This window comes from Pseudomonas sp. PS01299 (assembly GCF_029960145.1).
Lineage (GTDB): Bacteria > Pseudomonadota > Gammaproteobacteria > Pseudomonadales > Pseudomonadaceae > Aquipseudomonas > Aquipseudomonas putida_A.
On the sequence record NZ_JASCPO010000062.1, the window covers coordinates 14,884 to 30,258 of the forward strand.

The window sequence follows — 15,375 nt, forward strand, 5'->3', positions numbered from 1 at the left end:
CGCGCATTCTATCAGAACTTTTCTTCAGGTGAAGGTCGCTGTTCGCTTTCATAGCTTAACGGTAGGCTGTTCTGTAAGATTTGCACCCCTTTCCTGTGTCCGAGAGCGCCTCCCTTGCTGCAGAACATTCGTGTCGTCCTGGTCAATACCAGCCACCCCGGCAACATCGGCGGGGCCGCGCGCGCCATGAAAAACATGGGTCTGTCGCGGCTGGTGCTGGTCGAACCGCGGTTGTTTCCGCACCACGAAGCCGATGCGCGTGCTTCCGGTGCCGGTGACATTCTTGAAAACGCCCAAGTCGTCGCCACTCTGGAAGACGCTTTGGTCGGCTGCAATCTGGTGCTCGGCACCAGCGCCCGTGACCGGCGCATTCCCTGGCCGCTGCTCGAACCCCGCGAATGCGGGAGCAAAGTGGTCGAGGAAGCGGGGCAGGGCGCACAAATCGCGTTGGTGTTCGGTCGTGAAGACTCCGGCCTGACCAACGAGGAGCTGCAGCGATGTCACTTTCACGTGCACATCCCCTCCGATCCTGAGTTCAGCTCGTTGAACCTCGGGGCGGCGGTGCAGGTGTTGAGCTACGAAGTGCGCATGGCCTGGCTGGCCGCTCAAGGGCAGCCGACCAAGATCGAGAAAGAAGAAGTGGCCTCGGTGAAAAGCGCCGAACTCGCGACCATGGATGAGCTGGAGCGCTTTTACGAGCATCTGGAGCAGACGCTGGTTGCCATCGAATTCCTCGATCCGGAAAAGCCAAGGCACTTGATGGCGCGCCTGCGCCGATTGTACGGACGCAGCTCGGTCAGCCGGGCGGAAATGAATATTTTGCGTGGCATCCTCACGGAAACCCAAAAAGCGGCCCGTGGTGAGCTTCTTAAACGGAAGGACTGAATGATGTTTGAGCGTTTGCGTGAAGATATCCAGAGCGTATTCCATCGAGACCCGGCGGCGCGTAACGCTTTTGAAGTCCTGACCTGCTACCCCGGTATGCACGCGATCTGGATTCATCGGTTGGCCGGGATGCTGTGGCGCAACGAGCTGAAATGGCTGGCGCGGCTGGTGTCGAACTTCGGTCGTTGGTTGACCGGGATCGAAATTCATCCGGGTGCCAAAGTTGGTCGGCGCTTTTTCATTGACCACGGCATGGGCATCGTCATTGGTGAAACCGCCGAGATTGGCGATGACGTGACCATTTATCAGGGCGTGACCCTCGGCGGCACCAGTTGGAACAAGGGTAAGCGCCACCCGACGCTGGGTGATGGGGTTGTCGTGGGTGCTGGTGCCAAAGTGCTCGGTCCATTCACGGTGGGGGCTGGCGCGAAAGTCGGCTCCAATGCAGTGGTCACCAAGGAAGTGCCGCCGGGCGCCACAGTGGTGGGGATTCCGGGGCGGATCATCGTCAAAACCGATGAAGAGCAGGACGCCAAGCGCAAGGCGATGGCCGAGAAGATTGGTTTCGACGCCTATGGCGTCAGCGAAGACATGCCCGACCCGGTGGCTCGTGCCATCGGTCAGTTGCTCGATCACCTGCAAGCGGTGGACGGGCGGCTGGAGGGGATGTGCGGCGCGCTGAAGGATCTGGGCAGTAATTACTGTGCGAAAGATCTGCCTGAGCTGCGCGAAGAAGATTTCGCTTGCGTGAAGGGCAAGGATCAGAGCCAGGCCAGCTAAACCGGGGCGCCGCGTTTCGCGAGCAGGCTCGCTCCCACATTGGAATGCATCCCCTGTGGGAGCGGGCTTGCTCGCGAAGAACGATAACGCGGTACCGCTGGCTGTACGCCGCCAGCCTTTGCTATGATGCGCGCGCTCTTTTGCGGGTAAACCCGACTAAAGCACTAGGTCTTATAGTTGACTTAAATGCTCGGGAATTGCATACTCCCGCCCATTCCGAACTCCGTGGTAATTGTCCATGCGACTGACTACAAAAGGCCGATACGCCGTGACCGCCATGCTTGACCTGGCGTTGCACGCGCAGCACGGGCCGGTGTCCCTGGCCGATATCTCCGAGCGCCAAGGCATCTCCCTGTCCTATCTCGAACAGCTTTTCGCCAAGCTGCGCCGCAGTAACCTGGTTTCCAGTGTTCGCGGTCCAGGCGGTGGTTACCAGCTGTCGCGCGACATGCAGGGCATCCAGGTGGCTCAGGTGATCGATGCGGTCAACGAATCGGTCGATGCTACAAAGTGCCAGGGCCAGGGCGACTGCCATTCCGGCGACACCTGCCTGACTCATCACCTGTGGTGCGACCTGAGCCTGCAGATTCACGAATTTCTCAGCGGTATCAGCTTGGCCGACCTCGTAACTCGCCGTGAGGTGCAGGAAGTGGCCCAGCGTCAGGATCAGCGTCGTTGCAATGGCAAGGCGCCGCGCCTGGACAAGATTGAAGCGTCCGCCGTCGAATGACAGCCAAAGAGCTAGCGGCACGCCAGCCAGCCTGATTTAGGAGATAGTCCATGAAATTGCCGATTTACCTTGATTACTCTGCGACCACCCCGGTCGATCCGCGCGTTGCGCAAAAGATGAGTGAATGCCTGCTGGTCGACGGAAACTTCGGTAACCCGGCGTCCCGTTCCCACGTGTTCGGCTGGAAAGCTGAAGAGTCCGTCGAAAACGCCCGTCGTCAGGTGGCCGATCTGGTCAACGCAGACCCGCGTGAAATCGTCTGGACATCCGGTGCCACCGAATCCGACAACCTGGCGATCAAGGGTGCGGCGCATTTCTATGGCTCCAAAGGCAAGCACCTGATCACCAGCAAGATCGAACACAAAGCCGTTCTCGACACCATGCGCCAACTGGAGCGTGAAGGTTTCGAAGTGACCTACCTCGAGCCGACTGAAGACGGTCTGATCACCCCGGCGATGATCGAAGCGGCACTGCGCGAAGACACCATTCTGGTGTCGGTGATGCACGTGAACAACGAAATCGGCACCATCAACGACATCGCTGCCATCGGCGAACTGACCCGCTCCAAGGGCGTTCTGCTGCATGTTGACGCGGCTCAGTCCACTGGCAAGGTCGACATTGACCTGCAGAAGCTGAAAGTCGACATGATGTCGTTCTCCGCCCACAAAACCTACGGCCCTAAAGGCATCGGCGCGCTGTACGTCAGCCGCAAGCCGCGTGTGCGCATCGAAGCGACCATGCACGGCGGCGGTCACGAGCGCGGCATGCGTTCCGGCACGCTGGCGACCCACCAGATCGTCGGCATGGGCGAAGCGTTCCGTGTAGCCAAGGAAGACATGGCTGCCGAAAACGTGCGCATCAAAGCCCTGAGCGACCGCTTCTACAAGCAGGTCGAGCATCTGGAAGAGCTGTACGTCAACGGCAGCCTGACCGCCCGCGTTCCGCACAACCTGAACCTGAGCTTCAACTACGTTGAAGGCGAGTCGCTGATCATGGCGCTCAAGGATCTGGCGGTATCGTCCGGTTCGGCCTGCACCTCGGCATCCCTGGAACCTTCGTACGTTCTGCGCGCCCTCGGCCGCAACGACGAACTGGCACACAGCTCGATCCGTTTCACCTTCGGCCGTTTCACCACCGAAGAAGAAATCGACTACGCCGCGCAGAAAGTCTGCGAGGCCGTTACCAAGCTGCGCGCTCTGTCGCCGCTGTGGGACATGTACAAAGACGGTGTCGACATTTCGAAAATCGAGTGGGCGGCACACTGATTTCAAGTCGCCGCGAACCGGCCCTGCGACCCCAAGTTGCAGGGCTTAAAGAGCGACTCTCTGATGAGTGAGGATTAAGCACCATGGCTTACAGCGAAAAGGTCATCGACCACTACGAAAACCCGCGCAACGTCGGCAAGATGAACGCGGAAGACCCGGATGTCGGCACCGGCATGGTCGGCGCTCCGGCGTGCGGCGACGTGATGCGTCTGCAGATCAAGGTCAACGATCAGGGCGTTATCGAAGACGCCAAGTTCAAGACCTACGGCTGCGGTTCGGCAATCGCTTCCAGCTCCCTGGCCACCGAGTGGATGAAGGGCAAGACGCTGGACGAAGCCGAGACCATCAAGAACACTCAGCTGGCCGAAGAACTGGCTCTGCCGCCAGTGAAAATCCACTGCTCGGTACTCGCTGAAGACGCTATCAAAGCGGCTGTTCGCGACTACAAGCAGAAGAAAGGCTTGATCTAAGCATTGCGCGACGAGTAAGGAGTCAACGATGGCTATCAGCATGACAGAAGCGGCTGCTCGACACGTGCGACGCTCCCTCGACGGGCGCGGCAAAGGTGAAGGGATTCGTCTGGGTGTTCGCACCACGGGCTGTTCCGGCCTTGCCTACGTGCTGGAGTTTGTCGACGAGGTGGTTGCCGAGGATCAGGTGTTCGAAAGTCACGGCGAGAAAGTGATCATCGACCCGAAAAGCCTGGCTTACCTGGACGGCACCGAGCTCGATTTCGTCAAGGAAGGGTTGAATGAAGGCTTCAAGTTCAACAACCCCAACGTACGCGGTGAATGTGGCTGCGGCGAAAGCTTCAACATCTGAGGCTTGTCGTGGGTATTCCTTGTCATTTCGCTTTATTCGAGCTGCAACCGAGCTTTCGCCTGGATCTCGAGCAGTTGGCCACGCGCTACCGTGAGTTGGCGCGCGGTGTTCATCCTGACCGCTTTGCCGACGCTTCCGAGCGCGAGCAGCGCTCAGCGCTCGAGCAGTCTGCGCGGCTTAACGACGCGTATCAGACGCTCAAGAGTCCTGCCCAGCGTGCACGCTACCTGCTGACCATCAGCGGGCATGAAGTGCCGATGGAAGTCACGGTCCATGACCCCGAGTTTCTCTTGCAGCAGATGCAATGGCGCGAAGAGCTCGAAGACCTCCAGGACAGCGCCGATCTCGACGGTGTCGCGGTATTCAAGCGTCGCCTGAAGGTGGCTCAGGAACAGTTGAACGAAAGCTTCGCAGCCTGTTGGGATGATGCGGCGCAACGCGAACAGGCCGAACGCCTGATGCGGCGCATGCAGTTCCTCGACAAGCTCACCTACGAAGTGCGCCAGTTAGAAGAGCGCCTCGACGATTAACCCAGTGCCGCTCCGGTCGCACGCCTGATATACAGATAAGTCCTGATCACGATGGCCCTACTGCAGATCGCCGAACCCGGCCAAAGTCCTCAACCGCACCAGCGTCGTCTGGCTGTGGGGATCGACTTGGGCACTACCAATTCGCTGGTCGCTGCGTTGCGCAGTGGTCTTTCCGAGCCACTGGCCGACGCTGACGGGCAGGTCATCCTGCCGTCCGCCGTGCGTTATCACGCCGACCGCGTCGAGGTTGGCGAATCGGCCAAACTGGCCGCGTCCTCCGATCCCTTGAATACTGTGCTGTCGGTCAAGCGCCTGATGGGGCGTGGTTTGTCCGACGTCAAGCAATTGGGCGAGCAACTGCCATACCGCTTTGTCGGCGGCGAATCGCACATGCCGTTCATCGACACCGTACAAGGTCCGAAAAGCCCGGTCGAAGTCTCTGCCGATATCCTCAAGGTTTTGCGTCAGCGTGCTGAAGCGACCCTGGGTGGCGAACTGGTCGGTGCGGTGATCACCGTTCCGGCATATTTCGACGATGCTCAGCGCCAGGCCACCAAGGATGCGGCGAAACTCGCCGGTCTGAATGTGCTGCGTCTGCTCAACGAGCCGACCGCTGCCGCCGTGGCGTATGGCCTGGATCAACACGCCGAAGGCCTGGTCGCAATCTACGACTTGGGCGGCGGTACGTTCGATATTTCGATTCTGCGTCTGACTGGCGGCGTATTCGAAGTGCTCGCCACTGGCGGCGACAGCGCCTTGGGCGGCGATGACTTCGATCACGCGATTGCTGGCTGGATCATCGAGAACGCCGGCCTGTCTGCCGATCTCGACCCGGGCGCACAACGCAATCTGCTGCAAACCGCCTGTGCGGCCAAAGAAGCCCTGACCGATGCGGCCAGCGTTGAAGTCGCCTACGGTGACTGGAAAGCGCAGCTGACCCGCGAAGCCTTCGATGCGCTGATCGAGCCGATGGTTGCTCGCAGCCTGAAAGCCTGCCGCCGCGCTGTGCGTGATTCCGGTATTGAGCTGGAAGACGTGCATGCCGTGGTCATGGTCGGTGGTTCGACCCGTGTGCCGCGCGTTCGTGAAGCCGTCGCCGAAGCCTTCGGTCGTCAGCCATTGACGGAAATCGACCCGGATCAAGTGGTGGCCATCGGGGCCGCGATCCAGGCGGATACGCTGGCTGGCAACAAGCGCGATGGCGGCGAATTGCTGCTGCTCGACGTGATTCCACTGTCCCTTGGGCTGGAAACCATGGGCGGGCTGATGGAGAAGGTGATTCCGCGCAACACCACCATCCCGGTCGCCCGTGCGCAGGACTTCACTACTTATAAAGACGGCCAGTCGGCCATGGCGATCCATGTGCTGCAGGGTGAGCGCGAGCTGATCAGCGATTGCCGCTCCCTGGCGCGCTTCGAACTGCGCGGCATTCCAGCGATGGTGGCCGGTGCGGCGAAGATTCGCGTGACCTTCCAGGTCGATGCCGACGGCCTGCTCAGCGTGTCTGCCCGCGAACTGGGTTCGGGCGTCGAGGCGAGCATTCAGGTCAAACCGTCCTACGGTCTGACCGACGGTGAAATCGCCAAGATGCTCAAGGACTCGTTCCAGCACGCCAATGACGACAAGGTCGCCCGCGTCCTGCGCGAGCAGCAAGTCGATGCCCAACGCCTGATCGAAGCGGTGCAGGGTGCTCTGGAAGCCGATGGCGAGCGTTTGCTCGACGCCGAAGAGCGCATGGTCATCGAGCTGCAGATGCAGGAACTGGCCGAACTGATGAAAGGCACCGATGGTTATGCCATCGAGCAGCAGACCAAGCGTCTGTCGCAAGTGACCGATGCTTTTGCTGCCCGCCGCATGGATCTGACGGTGAAAGCCGCTCTGTCGGGGCGCAATCTGAATGAAATTGAGGATATCTGATGCCGCAGGTCATTTTTCTGCCCCACGAGAAGTTCTGCCCTGAAGGCATGGTCGTCGAGGCCGAACCCGGCACTTCGATTCTCGATCTGGCTCACGAACACCACATCGAGATGGAAAGCGCCTGCGGTGGCGTCTGCGCCTGCACCACTTGCCACTGCATCATCCGCGAGGGTTTCGACTCGCTGGAAGAGGCGGACGAGCTGGAAGAAGACTTCCTCGATCGCGCCTGGGGTCTGGAGGCGCAATCGCGTCTGGCCTGTCAGGCTATCGTTGGTGAAGAAGACATCACCGTCGAGATTCCGAAATATTCGCTTAACCATGCGGCCGAAGCGCCGCACTGACTGGTAAGACTGTCATGAGCTACGGTTGGAATGATGTTCAACGCATTGCAGAAGAATTGGCCGAAGCCAAGCCGGATGTAGATCCGCTTTCTGTCAATTTCGTCGACCTGCAGCGATGGATCATGGAATTGCCTGACTTCGACAACACCTCTGGCCGTGTCGGCGAGAAGGTGTTGGAAGCGGTTCAGGCACTCTGGATCGAAGAAGTCGACTGATCGTCCTCGCAGGTTAGGCAATACCCAAGAACCCGCGTATAATTCGCGGGTTTAATTTTTCGCAAATTACCGTTTCTGGAGTTACACCATGGCTGTTCAACGTACTTTCTCCATCATCAAGCCTGACGCTGTTAAAAAAGGCGCTGCCGGCGAAATCGTTACCCGTTTCGAAAAGGCTGGTCTGAAAGTGGTTGCTTCGAAAATGAAGCAGCTGTCCAAAGCCGAAGCTGAAGGCTTCTACGCTGAGCACAAAGAGCGCGGTTTCTTCGGCGACCTGGTTGCTTTCATGATCTCCGGTCCTGTTGTTGTTCAGGTTCTGGAAGGCGAAAACGCTATCGCTCTGAACCGTGAGCTGATGGGCGCTACCAACCCTAAAGAAGCTGCTGCTGGCACCATCCGTGCTGACTTCGCCGAGTCGATCGACGCCAACGCCGTTCACGGTTCGGACTCCGAAGCCGCTGCTGCTCGTGAAATCTCGTACTTCTTCGCAGCTACTGAAGTAACCACTCGCTAAGCATTGCTTAAAGAGTGAAGGTGAATCCATGACTACATCGACTGTTAAAACAAACCTGCTGGGTCTGACCCAGCCGGAAATGGAAAAATTCTTCGACTCAATCGGGGAGAAGCGTTTCCGTGCCGGTCAGGTAATGAAATGGATTCACCACTTTGGCGTCGATGATTTCGACGCCATGACGAACGTCAGCAAGGCCTTGCGCGACAAGCTCAAGGCTATTGCTGAGGTCCGTGGTCCCGAAGTGGTCAGCGAGGACATTTCCAGCGACGGCACCCGTAAGTGGGTGGTGCGCGTGGCGTCCGGCAGTTGTGTCGAGACCGTGTACATTCCCCAGGGCAAACGCGGCACTCTGTGCGTTTCGTCCCAGGCAGGCTGTGCCCTGGACTGCAGTTTCTGCTCCACCGGCAAGCAAGGCTTCAACAGCAACCTCACCGCCGCCGAAGTCATCGGTCAGGTGTGGATTGCCAACAAATCCTTCGGCAGTGTTCCCGCCACCATCGACCGCGCCATCACCAACGTGGTGATGATGGGCATGGGCGAACCGCTGCTGAACTTCGACAACGTCGTGGCCGCCATGCATCTGATGATGGATGACCTCGGTTACGGGATCTCCAAGCGCCGCGTGACCCTGTCCACTTCGGGCGTGGTGCCGATGATCGATGAGCTGGCCAAGCACATCGACGTCTCCCTGGCGTTGTCCCTGCACGCACCGAATGACGCATTGCGTAACCAATTGGTGCCGATCAACAAGAAATATCCGCTTAAGATGCTGCTCGAGTCGTGCCAGCGCTACATGTCCGCCCTGGGCGAGAAACGCGTGCTGACCATCGAGTACACCTTGCTCAAGGACGTCAACGACAAGCTTGAGCACGCCGTGGAAATGATCGAGCTGCTCAAAGACATTCCATGCAAGATCAACCTGATTCCGTTCAACCCGTTCCCGCATTCCGGTTACGAACGGCCGAGCAACAACGCCATTCGTCGGTTCCAGGATCAGTTGCATCAGGCCGGCTTTAACGTCACTGTCCGCACCACCCGTGGTGAAGACATCGACGCTGCGTGTGGTCAATTGGTAGGGCAGGTGCTGGATCGCACCCGTCGCAGTGAACGTTACATCGCCGTGCGCGAGTTGAGCGCCGACAGCGATCTGGCACAGAACGCCGCGAACACTAACTAAGAGAGGATCTCTATGTCCCTGCGCTTTGCGCTGCTGTTGCTGATGGCCAGCCTGTGTGCTGGTTGTGTCCTGTCGGGTGACTACAACCCGATGAAGACCAGCAAGGGCCGCGACGAAGCGCGTGCCGCCTACGTGCAGCTGGGACTGGGATACTTGCAGCAAGGGATGACCGAGCGCGCCAAGGTGCCGCTGAAGAAGGCGCTGGAGCTGGACGGCTCCGATCCTGATGCCAACGCTGCCCTCGGCCTGGTGTTCCAGGCCGAAATGGAGCCGAAGCTGGCCGACGAACATTTCCGCAAAGCCCTGTCCTCGCGTCCCACCGATGCACGAATCCTCAATAACTACGGCAGTTTTCTCTACGAAGAACAGCGTTACAAGGAAGCCTACGAGCGTTTTGAGCAGGCAGCCGCCGATACCCTGTATCCTGAGCGTTCGCGAGTCTTCGAGAACCTCGGCATGACCGCCTCGAAACTCGGTCAGCGGGATCTGGCACAGCAGCAACTGGAAAAAGCCCTGCGGCTGAACCGTCAACAACCGCGCGCTTTGCTGGAAATGGCTGAGTTGTCCTTCGAAGACAGGCATTATGTGCCCGCGCGTGACTATTACGACCGTTTCAGCCTGCTAACCGAGCAAAATGCACGTAGTCTATTGCTCGGCGTTCGGCTGGCAAAAGTGTTTGAAGATCGCGACAAGGCCGCCAGTTATGGCCTGCAATTAAAACGACTCTATCCCGGTACGCCGGAATATCAGCAATACCTGTCGGAGCAATGATGAAAGCGGCGCATCCCGAAGTTGTAGCAGCGACTCGCGTTAATCCCGGTGAGACTTTGCGCCAGGCCCGCGAAAGCAATGGCTGGTCGCTGGCCGAAGTGGCCCTCAAGCTCAACCTCACCGTGACTTCCCTGAGCAATCTTGAAGCTGGCGCTTTCGACAAGCTGCCGGGGCATACCTTCGCTCGCGGTTACATTCGCGCTTATGCCAAATTGCTCGGGATGGATCAGACTGTTCTGGTTCAGCAATTCGACCAGTCCACCGGCACCGACTCACAGGGCAGCAACGTGCATGCGCTGGGTCGTATCGAAGAGCCGGTGCGGGTTTCACACACTATTTTGCGTATTGTCAGCCTGCTGTTGCTGGTCGCGGTCATCGGCGGCGGTTTCGTCTGGTGGCAGGATCAGACCTCGCAGCGCAGCAAGGACGTGACCAGCCTGGCCCCGGAGCACGTTGAAGTCGAAGGCGCCGACGGCACCACACAGATTCACCCGATCGACGAGCCGGAAGACCAGGCCGTTGCCGAAGGTCAGGCCGAAGGCGCAACCGCGCTGGCCCTGCCGCAATCGGAAACCACCGCTGAATCGACCGGTGCCGAGCCGGTTGCTCCGGCAACCGCACCCGCCGCCCCGGCTGCAACCACGCCAGCCGCACCGGTTCATACACCGGCCCCGGCTGTGGCGGCTCCAGCGACTCCGGCACCGAATGCCCCGGCCACACCAGCGCCGACGGTCACCGCACCAGTGGTAGCGGCTACCCCTGCGCCGACCGCAGAAGCAGCTGTCCCAGCGGCTGGCGACGGCCAGGTGCAACTGCAGTTCACCGCCGATTGCTGGGCACAGGTCACCGATGGTCGCGGCAAAGTGCTGTTCAGCGGTCTGAAACATAAAGGCGACAGCGTTTCGGTTTCCGGCAAGCCGCCACTGGCGGTGCGTCTGGGTGTGGCTCGCGCCGCGCAGGTCAGCTACAACGGCCAACCGGTCGATATCGCTCCGTTCACCAGTGGCGAGACTGCTCGCCTGAAGTTGGGTCAATAAGTCATGCACGGCGAATCTCCAATCAAACGTCGCGTTTCGCGCAAGATCTGGGTCGGTAACGTACCTGTTGGCGGCGATGCGCCCATCGCTGTGCAGAGCATGACCAACAGCGACACCAATGATGTGGCTGCCACCGTCGCCCAGATCAATCGTCTGGAAGCGGCCGGCGTCGACATCGTCCGCGTTTCGGTACCGGACATGGACGCCGCCGAGGCGTTCGGCAGGATCAAGCAACTGGTCAAGGTGCCGCTGGTTGCCGACATCCACTTCGACTACAAGATCGCGCTGCGCGTCGCCGAACTGGGTGTGGATTGCCTGCGCATCAACCCGGGCAACATCGGTCGGGAAGACCGGGTGCGTGCCGTGGTCGATGCCGCCCGTGACCGCGGGATTCCGATTCGTATCGGCGTCAACGCCGGCTCGCTGGAAAAAGACCTGCAGAAGAAATACGGCGAACCGACCCCGGCTGCACTGGTCGAGTCCGCGCTGCGTCACGTCGAGCACCTGGAGCGCCTGAATTTCCAGGACTTCAAGGTCAGCGTGAAAGCCTCCGACGTGTTCATGGCCGTTGAAGCCTACCGTCTGCTGGCGAAAGAAATCGTCCAGCCGCTGCACCTGGGCATCACCGAAGCCGGTGGTTTGCGTTCGGGCACAGTGAAATCCGCCGTGGGCCTAGGTATGCTGCTCGCCGAGGGGATTGGCGATACTATCCGCATCTCGCTGGCGGCCGATCCGGTCGAGGAAGTGAAGGTCGGTTACGACATTCTCAAGTCTTTGCATCTGCGTTCCCGTGGCATCAACTTCATCGCCTGCCCGAGCTGCTCGCGGCAGAACTTCGATGTGGTCAAGACCATGAACGAGCTGGAAGGGCGCCTTGAAGACCTGCTGGTGCCGCTGGATGTCGCGGTGATCGGTTGCGTGGTCAACGGCCCCGGCGAAGCCAAGGAAGCCCATATCGGCTTGACCGGCGGCACGCCAAACCTGATTTACATCGACGGCAAGCCGTCGCAGAAACTGACGAATGACAATCTGGTGGATGAGCTGGAAAAGCTGATCCGCGAGAAAGCGGCCGAGAAGGTCGAAGCTGACGCAGCGGTCATCGCGCGCGGCTGAGCCTGACTGAAAGCCGAATGAATTTAAGGATTTAAAGTGAGCAAGTCTCTGCAAGCCATTCGTGGCATGAATGACATCCTGCCCGAACAGACCCCGCTGTGGCGTTATTTCGAGGGCACTGTCGCGCGTCTGCTGGATAACTACGGTTACAAGCAGATCCGCATGCCGATCGTCGAATTCACCGAGCTGTTCAAGCGCTCGATCGGTGAAGTGACCGACATCGTCGAAAAAGAGATGTACACCTTCGAAGACCGCAACGGCGACTCCCTGACCCTGCGTCCGGAAGGCACCGCGGCGTGCGTGCGTGCAGTGCTCGAGCACGGCATCACCGGCGGTGGCCAGGTGCAGAAACTCTGGTACATCGGCCCGATGTTCCGCCACGAGCGTCCGCAGAAAGGCCGTTATCGCCAGTTCCACCAGATCGGTCTGGAGGTGTTCAACCTCGACGGTCCGGACATCGATGCCGAGCTGATCATCATGACCTGGCGCCTGTGGGGCGAGCTGGGCATCCGTGATGCGGTCAAGCTCGAACTCAACAGCCTGGGCACCAGCGAGTCCCGTGGTCGCTATCGTGAAGCGCTGGTCGAGTACCTCTCGGCGCACCACGACAAGCTCGACGAAGACAGCCAGCGTCGCCTGAAAACCAACCCGCTGCGCGTGCTCGACACCAAAAATGCCGACACTCAGGCGGTACTGGTCGATGCGCCGAAGATGGCCGACTACCTGGACGACGAATCCCGTGCGCACTTCGAAGGTCTGAAGGCGCGTCTGGACGCGGTCGGCATCCCGTACGTGCTCAACCCGAAACTGGTGCGCGGCCTCGATTACTACAGCAAAACCGTATTCGAATGGGTCACCGACAAGCTCGGCGCTCAGGGCACGGTCTGCGCGGGCGGTCGTTACGACGGTCTGGTCGAGCAGATGGGCGGCAAGCCGACTACAGGCGTGGGTTTCGCCATGGGCATCGAGCGTCTGGTGTTGATGCTCGAAACCCTGGAGCAGATCCCGGAAGAAATCTCCCGTCAGGTCGACGTTTACCTCTGCGCCTTTGGCGAGGAGGCCGAACTGGCCGGTCTGGCCCTGGCCGAGCGTGTGCGTGACCAGCTTCCAAACCTGCGTCTGCAAGTCAATGCCGGCGCCGGCAGCTTCAAAAGCCAGTTCAAGAAAGCCGACAAGAGCGGTGCGCTGTACGCACTGATCCTGGGTGACGACGAAATGGCCCAGCAAGTGGTAGGTTTCAAACCCCTGCGTGGCCAGGGCGAACAACAAAGCATTGCCTGGGATGCGCTTGCCGCTCACCTGGCCACCTGCGTCGTGCAGGGTTGAAGCTGTCTAAACAGCCGATTTAGCGATTAAGGAGTATTGGGGTGTCGAGTACCGAAGACGAACAGTTGGCGGATTTGAAGGACTGGTGGACACGCAACGGCAAACCTCTGGTCACTGGCGGCCTGTTGGCGCTGGTCATCGTGTTCGGCTGGCAGGCTTTTCACAAGTATCAGAGCAACCAGTCGCAAGGCGCCTCGGTGCTCTATCAGCAACTGCTGGAAACCACGCTGACCCCGGACGGCAAGCCTGACGCTGCCCGCGTTGCGGATCTGGCCGGCAAGCTCAACAGCGAATTCGGCGGCACCGCGTACGCGCAGTACGGCAGCCTGTTCGTGGCCAAAGTAGCGGTCGACAGCGGCAAGCTGGACGACGCTGCGACTGAACTCAAAGCCATCGTTGCCAAACCGGCCAACCCGGCGCTGGGCGAAATCGCCCGTCAGCGTCTGGCGCAGGTGCTGGGTGCGCAGAACAAGGCCGATGAAGCCCTGAAGCTGCTCGACGGCGATGCCGACAAGGCGTTCCTGGCCACTCGCGAAGAACTCAAGGGTGATCTGCTGGTTCAGCTGGGTCGTACCGACGAGGCGAACACCGCGTATCAAAAAGCCAAGGCGGCACTGTCGGATGAAGCGGCAGTCGGTGGCCTTCAAATCAAGCTCGACGACCTGGCCAAAGGGGATGCGTGACGTGATCCGTTGGAAGCATGCAGCATTGCTGGCTCTGGCCATTCTGGCCGCGGGTTGCAGCAGCAACAGCAAAAAAGAACTGCCACCGGCCGAGCTGACCGACTTCAAAGAAGAAGTGGTTCTGCAAAAGCAGTGGAGCCGTTCGATCGGTGACGGTCAGGGCGAAACCTACAACATGCTGGTGCCGGCGATCGATGGTGACACCATTTACGCCGCCGACGTGACCGGCGTGCTGATGGCCATGGATCGCAGCAATGGCGACGTGAAGTGGAAAAAAGATCTTGAACTGCCTGTCTCCGGCGCCGTTGGCGTGGGTTACGGTCTGGTCACGATCGGTACCCTCAAGGGTGAAATCGTTGCGCTCGACGCCATCAACGGCGAAGAGAAGTGGCGCGCCCGGGTATCCAGCGAAGTCCTCGCGCCACCGGCCAACAACGGTGACGTCGTAGTGGTACAGACTCAGGACGATCGTCTGATCGGTCTGGACGCTGCTACCGGCGACCGTCGCTGGACCTACGACAGCACCCCTGCGGTACTGACCCTGCGCGGCACCAGCGCCCCCGTCGTGACCAACCGCCTCGCGGTGGCTGGCCTGTCGACCGGTAAAGTGGTCGCCCTGGACATTTCCAACGGCGTGCCGGTCTGGGAACAACGGGTCGCGATTCCAACCGGTCGTTCGGAACTGGAGCGCGTGGTCGACATCGATGGCGGTCTGCTGCTGTCCGGCGAAACGCTGTACGTAGCCAGCTATCAGGGTCGCGTTGCGGCACTCGATCTGCAAAGCGGTCGCCAATTGTGGCAGCGCGATGCATCGAGCTATGCCGGTGTCGCCCAGGGTTTCGGCAACGTCTACGTGAGCCTGTCTTCGGGCACCGTTGAAGGCGTTGACGAGCGTTCGACCACTGCACTGTGGAGCAACGACTCGCTGGCTCGCCGCCAACTGTCGGCTCCGGAAGTGTTCTCCAGCTACGTAGCCGTCGGTGACCTGGAAGGTTACCTGCACCTGTTGAGCCAGGTGGACGGTCGTTTTGTGGGTCGTGAGCGTATCGACAGTGACGGCCTGCGTGCCCGTCCGCTGGTGGTGGGCAACACGATCTATGTGTATGGCAACAGCGGCAAACTGGAAGCCCTGACCATCAAGTAACAACTATGCTTGGGGTTAACGCCCCAGGCAGCTTCATTTGTGGGAGCGGGCTTGCTCGCGAAGGGCGTCAACGAAGACGCGTACAGCCTGATTAAACGCGGTGCTGCTACGGTCTTTAGCGAGCA

18 protein-coding genes are annotated in these 15,375 nt (G+C 59.9%); all 18 read left to right on the plus strand.

All coding sequences use genetic code 11. The features are described from left to right. The first annotated feature begins 114 nt into the window (after positions 1 to 114). The 18 genes from trmJ to bamB all read left to right on the plus strand — a co-directional run bounded on the left by trmJ (position 115) and on the right by bamB (position 15,250). Positions 115 to 885 carry a tRNA (cytosine(32)/uridine(32)-2'-O)-methyltransferase TrmJ gene (trmJ, locus tag QMX91_RS13600; protein WP_282412876.1) on the plus strand — a complete coding sequence of 257 codons (771 nt, stop codon included), beginning with the start codon at positions 115 to 117 and terminating at the stop codon, positions 883 to 885. Between the two features lie 3 nt (positions 886 to 888). Further along, positions 889 to 1,665, plus strand: a complete 777-nt coding sequence (gene cysE, locus QMX91_RS13605; protein WP_003227913.1) for a serine O-acetyltransferase — start codon at positions 889 to 891, stop codon at positions 1,663 to 1,665. A 238-nt stretch (positions 1,666 to 1,903) separates the two neighbouring features. Then, positions 1,904 to 2,395 (plus strand): Fe-S cluster assembly transcriptional regulator IscR, encoded by a 492-nt coding sequence (iscR, locus tag QMX91_RS13610; RefSeq protein WP_007956690.1) that lies wholly within the window; start codon positions 1,904 to 1,906, stop codon positions 2,393 to 2,395. A gap of 50 nt (positions 2,396 to 2,445) precedes the next feature. Further along, the gene (locus QMX91_RS13615; protein ID WP_007964423.1) at positions 2,446 to 3,660 is read left to right on the plus strand and encodes an IscS subfamily cysteine desulfurase; all 1,215 of its coding nucleotides are present in this window, start codon (positions 2,446 to 2,448) and stop codon (positions 3,658 to 3,660) included. An 83-nt stretch (positions 3,661 to 3,743) separates the two neighbouring features. Next, positions 3,744 to 4,130, plus strand: a complete 387-nt coding sequence (gene iscU, locus QMX91_RS13620; protein WP_003227907.1) for a Fe-S cluster assembly scaffold IscU — start codon at positions 3,744 to 3,746, stop codon at positions 4,128 to 4,130. A gap of 28 nt (positions 4,131 to 4,158) precedes the next feature. Then, positions 4,159 to 4,482, plus strand: a complete 324-nt coding sequence (gene iscA / locus QMX91_RS13625; protein ID WP_003227904.1) for an iron-sulfur cluster assembly protein IscA — start codon at positions 4,159 to 4,161, stop codon at positions 4,480 to 4,482. 8 nt (positions 4,483 to 4,490) lie between these two features. Next, on the plus strand, positions 4,491 to 5,012 hold the full coding sequence (hscB, locus tag QMX91_RS13630; RefSeq protein ID WP_003227901.1) for a co-chaperone HscB: 522 nt from the start codon (positions 4,491 to 4,493) through the stop codon (positions 5,010 to 5,012). A gap of 51 nt (positions 5,013 to 5,063) precedes the next feature. Next, positions 5,064 to 6,929 carry a Fe-S protein assembly chaperone HscA gene (hscA, locus tag QMX91_RS13635; RefSeq protein WP_134787276.1) on the plus strand — a complete coding sequence of 622 codons (1,866 nt, stop codon included), beginning with the start codon at positions 5,064 to 5,066 and terminating at the stop codon, positions 6,927 to 6,929. Beyond that, on the plus strand, positions 6,929 to 7,270 hold the full coding sequence (gene fdx / locus QMX91_RS13640; RefSeq protein WP_003227897.1) for an ISC system 2Fe-2S type ferredoxin: 342 nt from the start codon (positions 6,929 to 6,931) through the stop codon (positions 7,268 to 7,270). Before hscA ends, fdx begins: the two co-directional genes overlap by 1 nt. Positions 7,271 to 7,284: 14 nt before the next feature. Beyond that, entirely contained in the window at positions 7,285 to 7,485 is a 201-nt protein-coding gene (iscX, locus tag QMX91_RS13645) for a Fe-S cluster assembly protein IscX (protein ID WP_027619659.1), read from the plus strand. A gap of 88 nt (positions 7,486 to 7,573) precedes the next feature. Then, on the plus strand, positions 7,574 to 7,999 hold the full coding sequence (ndk, locus tag QMX91_RS13650; protein WP_098965481.1) for a nucleoside-diphosphate kinase: 426 nt from the start codon (positions 7,574 to 7,576) through the stop codon (positions 7,997 to 7,999). Between the two features lie 28 nt (positions 8,000 to 8,027). After that, entirely contained in the window at positions 8,028 to 9,176 is a 1,149-nt protein-coding gene (rlmN, locus tag QMX91_RS13655; RefSeq protein WP_003227893.1) for a 23S rRNA (adenine(2503)-C(2))-methyltransferase RlmN, read from the plus strand. Positions 9,177 to 9,188: 12 nt separating this feature from the next. Continuing rightward, entirely contained in the window at positions 9,189 to 9,947 is a 759-nt protein-coding gene (gene pilW, locus QMX91_RS13660) for a type IV pilus biogenesis/stability protein PilW (RefSeq protein WP_007964430.1), read from the plus strand. Then, on the plus strand, positions 9,947 to 10,984 hold the full coding sequence (locus tag QMX91_RS13665) for a RodZ family helix-turn-helix domain-containing protein (protein ID WP_097086136.1): 1,038 nt from the start codon (positions 9,947 to 9,949) through the stop codon (positions 10,982 to 10,984). Before pilW ends, QMX91_RS13665 begins: the two co-directional genes overlap by 1 nt. Before the next feature lie 3 nt (positions 10,985 to 10,987). Next, positions 10,988 to 12,097, plus strand: coding sequence for a flavodoxin-dependent (E)-4-hydroxy-3-methylbut-2-enyl-diphosphate synthase (gene ispG, locus QMX91_RS13670; protein ID WP_007964434.1), 1,110 nt, complete (start codon positions 10,988 to 10,990; stop codon positions 12,095 to 12,097). Between the two features lie 36 nt (positions 12,098 to 12,133). Beyond that, positions 12,134 to 13,423: a histidine--tRNA ligase gene (gene hisS / locus QMX91_RS13675; RefSeq protein ID WP_027612134.1), complete on the plus strand. Its 1,290-nt coding sequence runs from the start codon at positions 12,134 to 12,136 to the stop codon at positions 13,421 to 13,423. A gap of 41 nt (positions 13,424 to 13,464) precedes the next feature. After that, positions 13,465 to 14,106, plus strand: coding sequence for a tetratricopeptide repeat protein (locus QMX91_RS13680; RefSeq protein ID WP_007964436.1), 642 nt, complete (start codon positions 13,465 to 13,467; stop codon positions 14,104 to 14,106). Further along, the gene (gene bamB / locus QMX91_RS13685) at positions 14,099 to 15,250 is read left to right on the plus strand and encodes an outer membrane protein assembly factor BamB (protein WP_027612133.1); all 1,152 of its coding nucleotides are present in this window, start codon (positions 14,099 to 14,101) and stop codon (positions 15,248 to 15,250) included. The genes QMX91_RS13680 and bamB overlap by 8 nt, the downstream gene beginning before the upstream one ends. Positions 15,251 to 15,375: the final 125 nt, after the last annotated feature.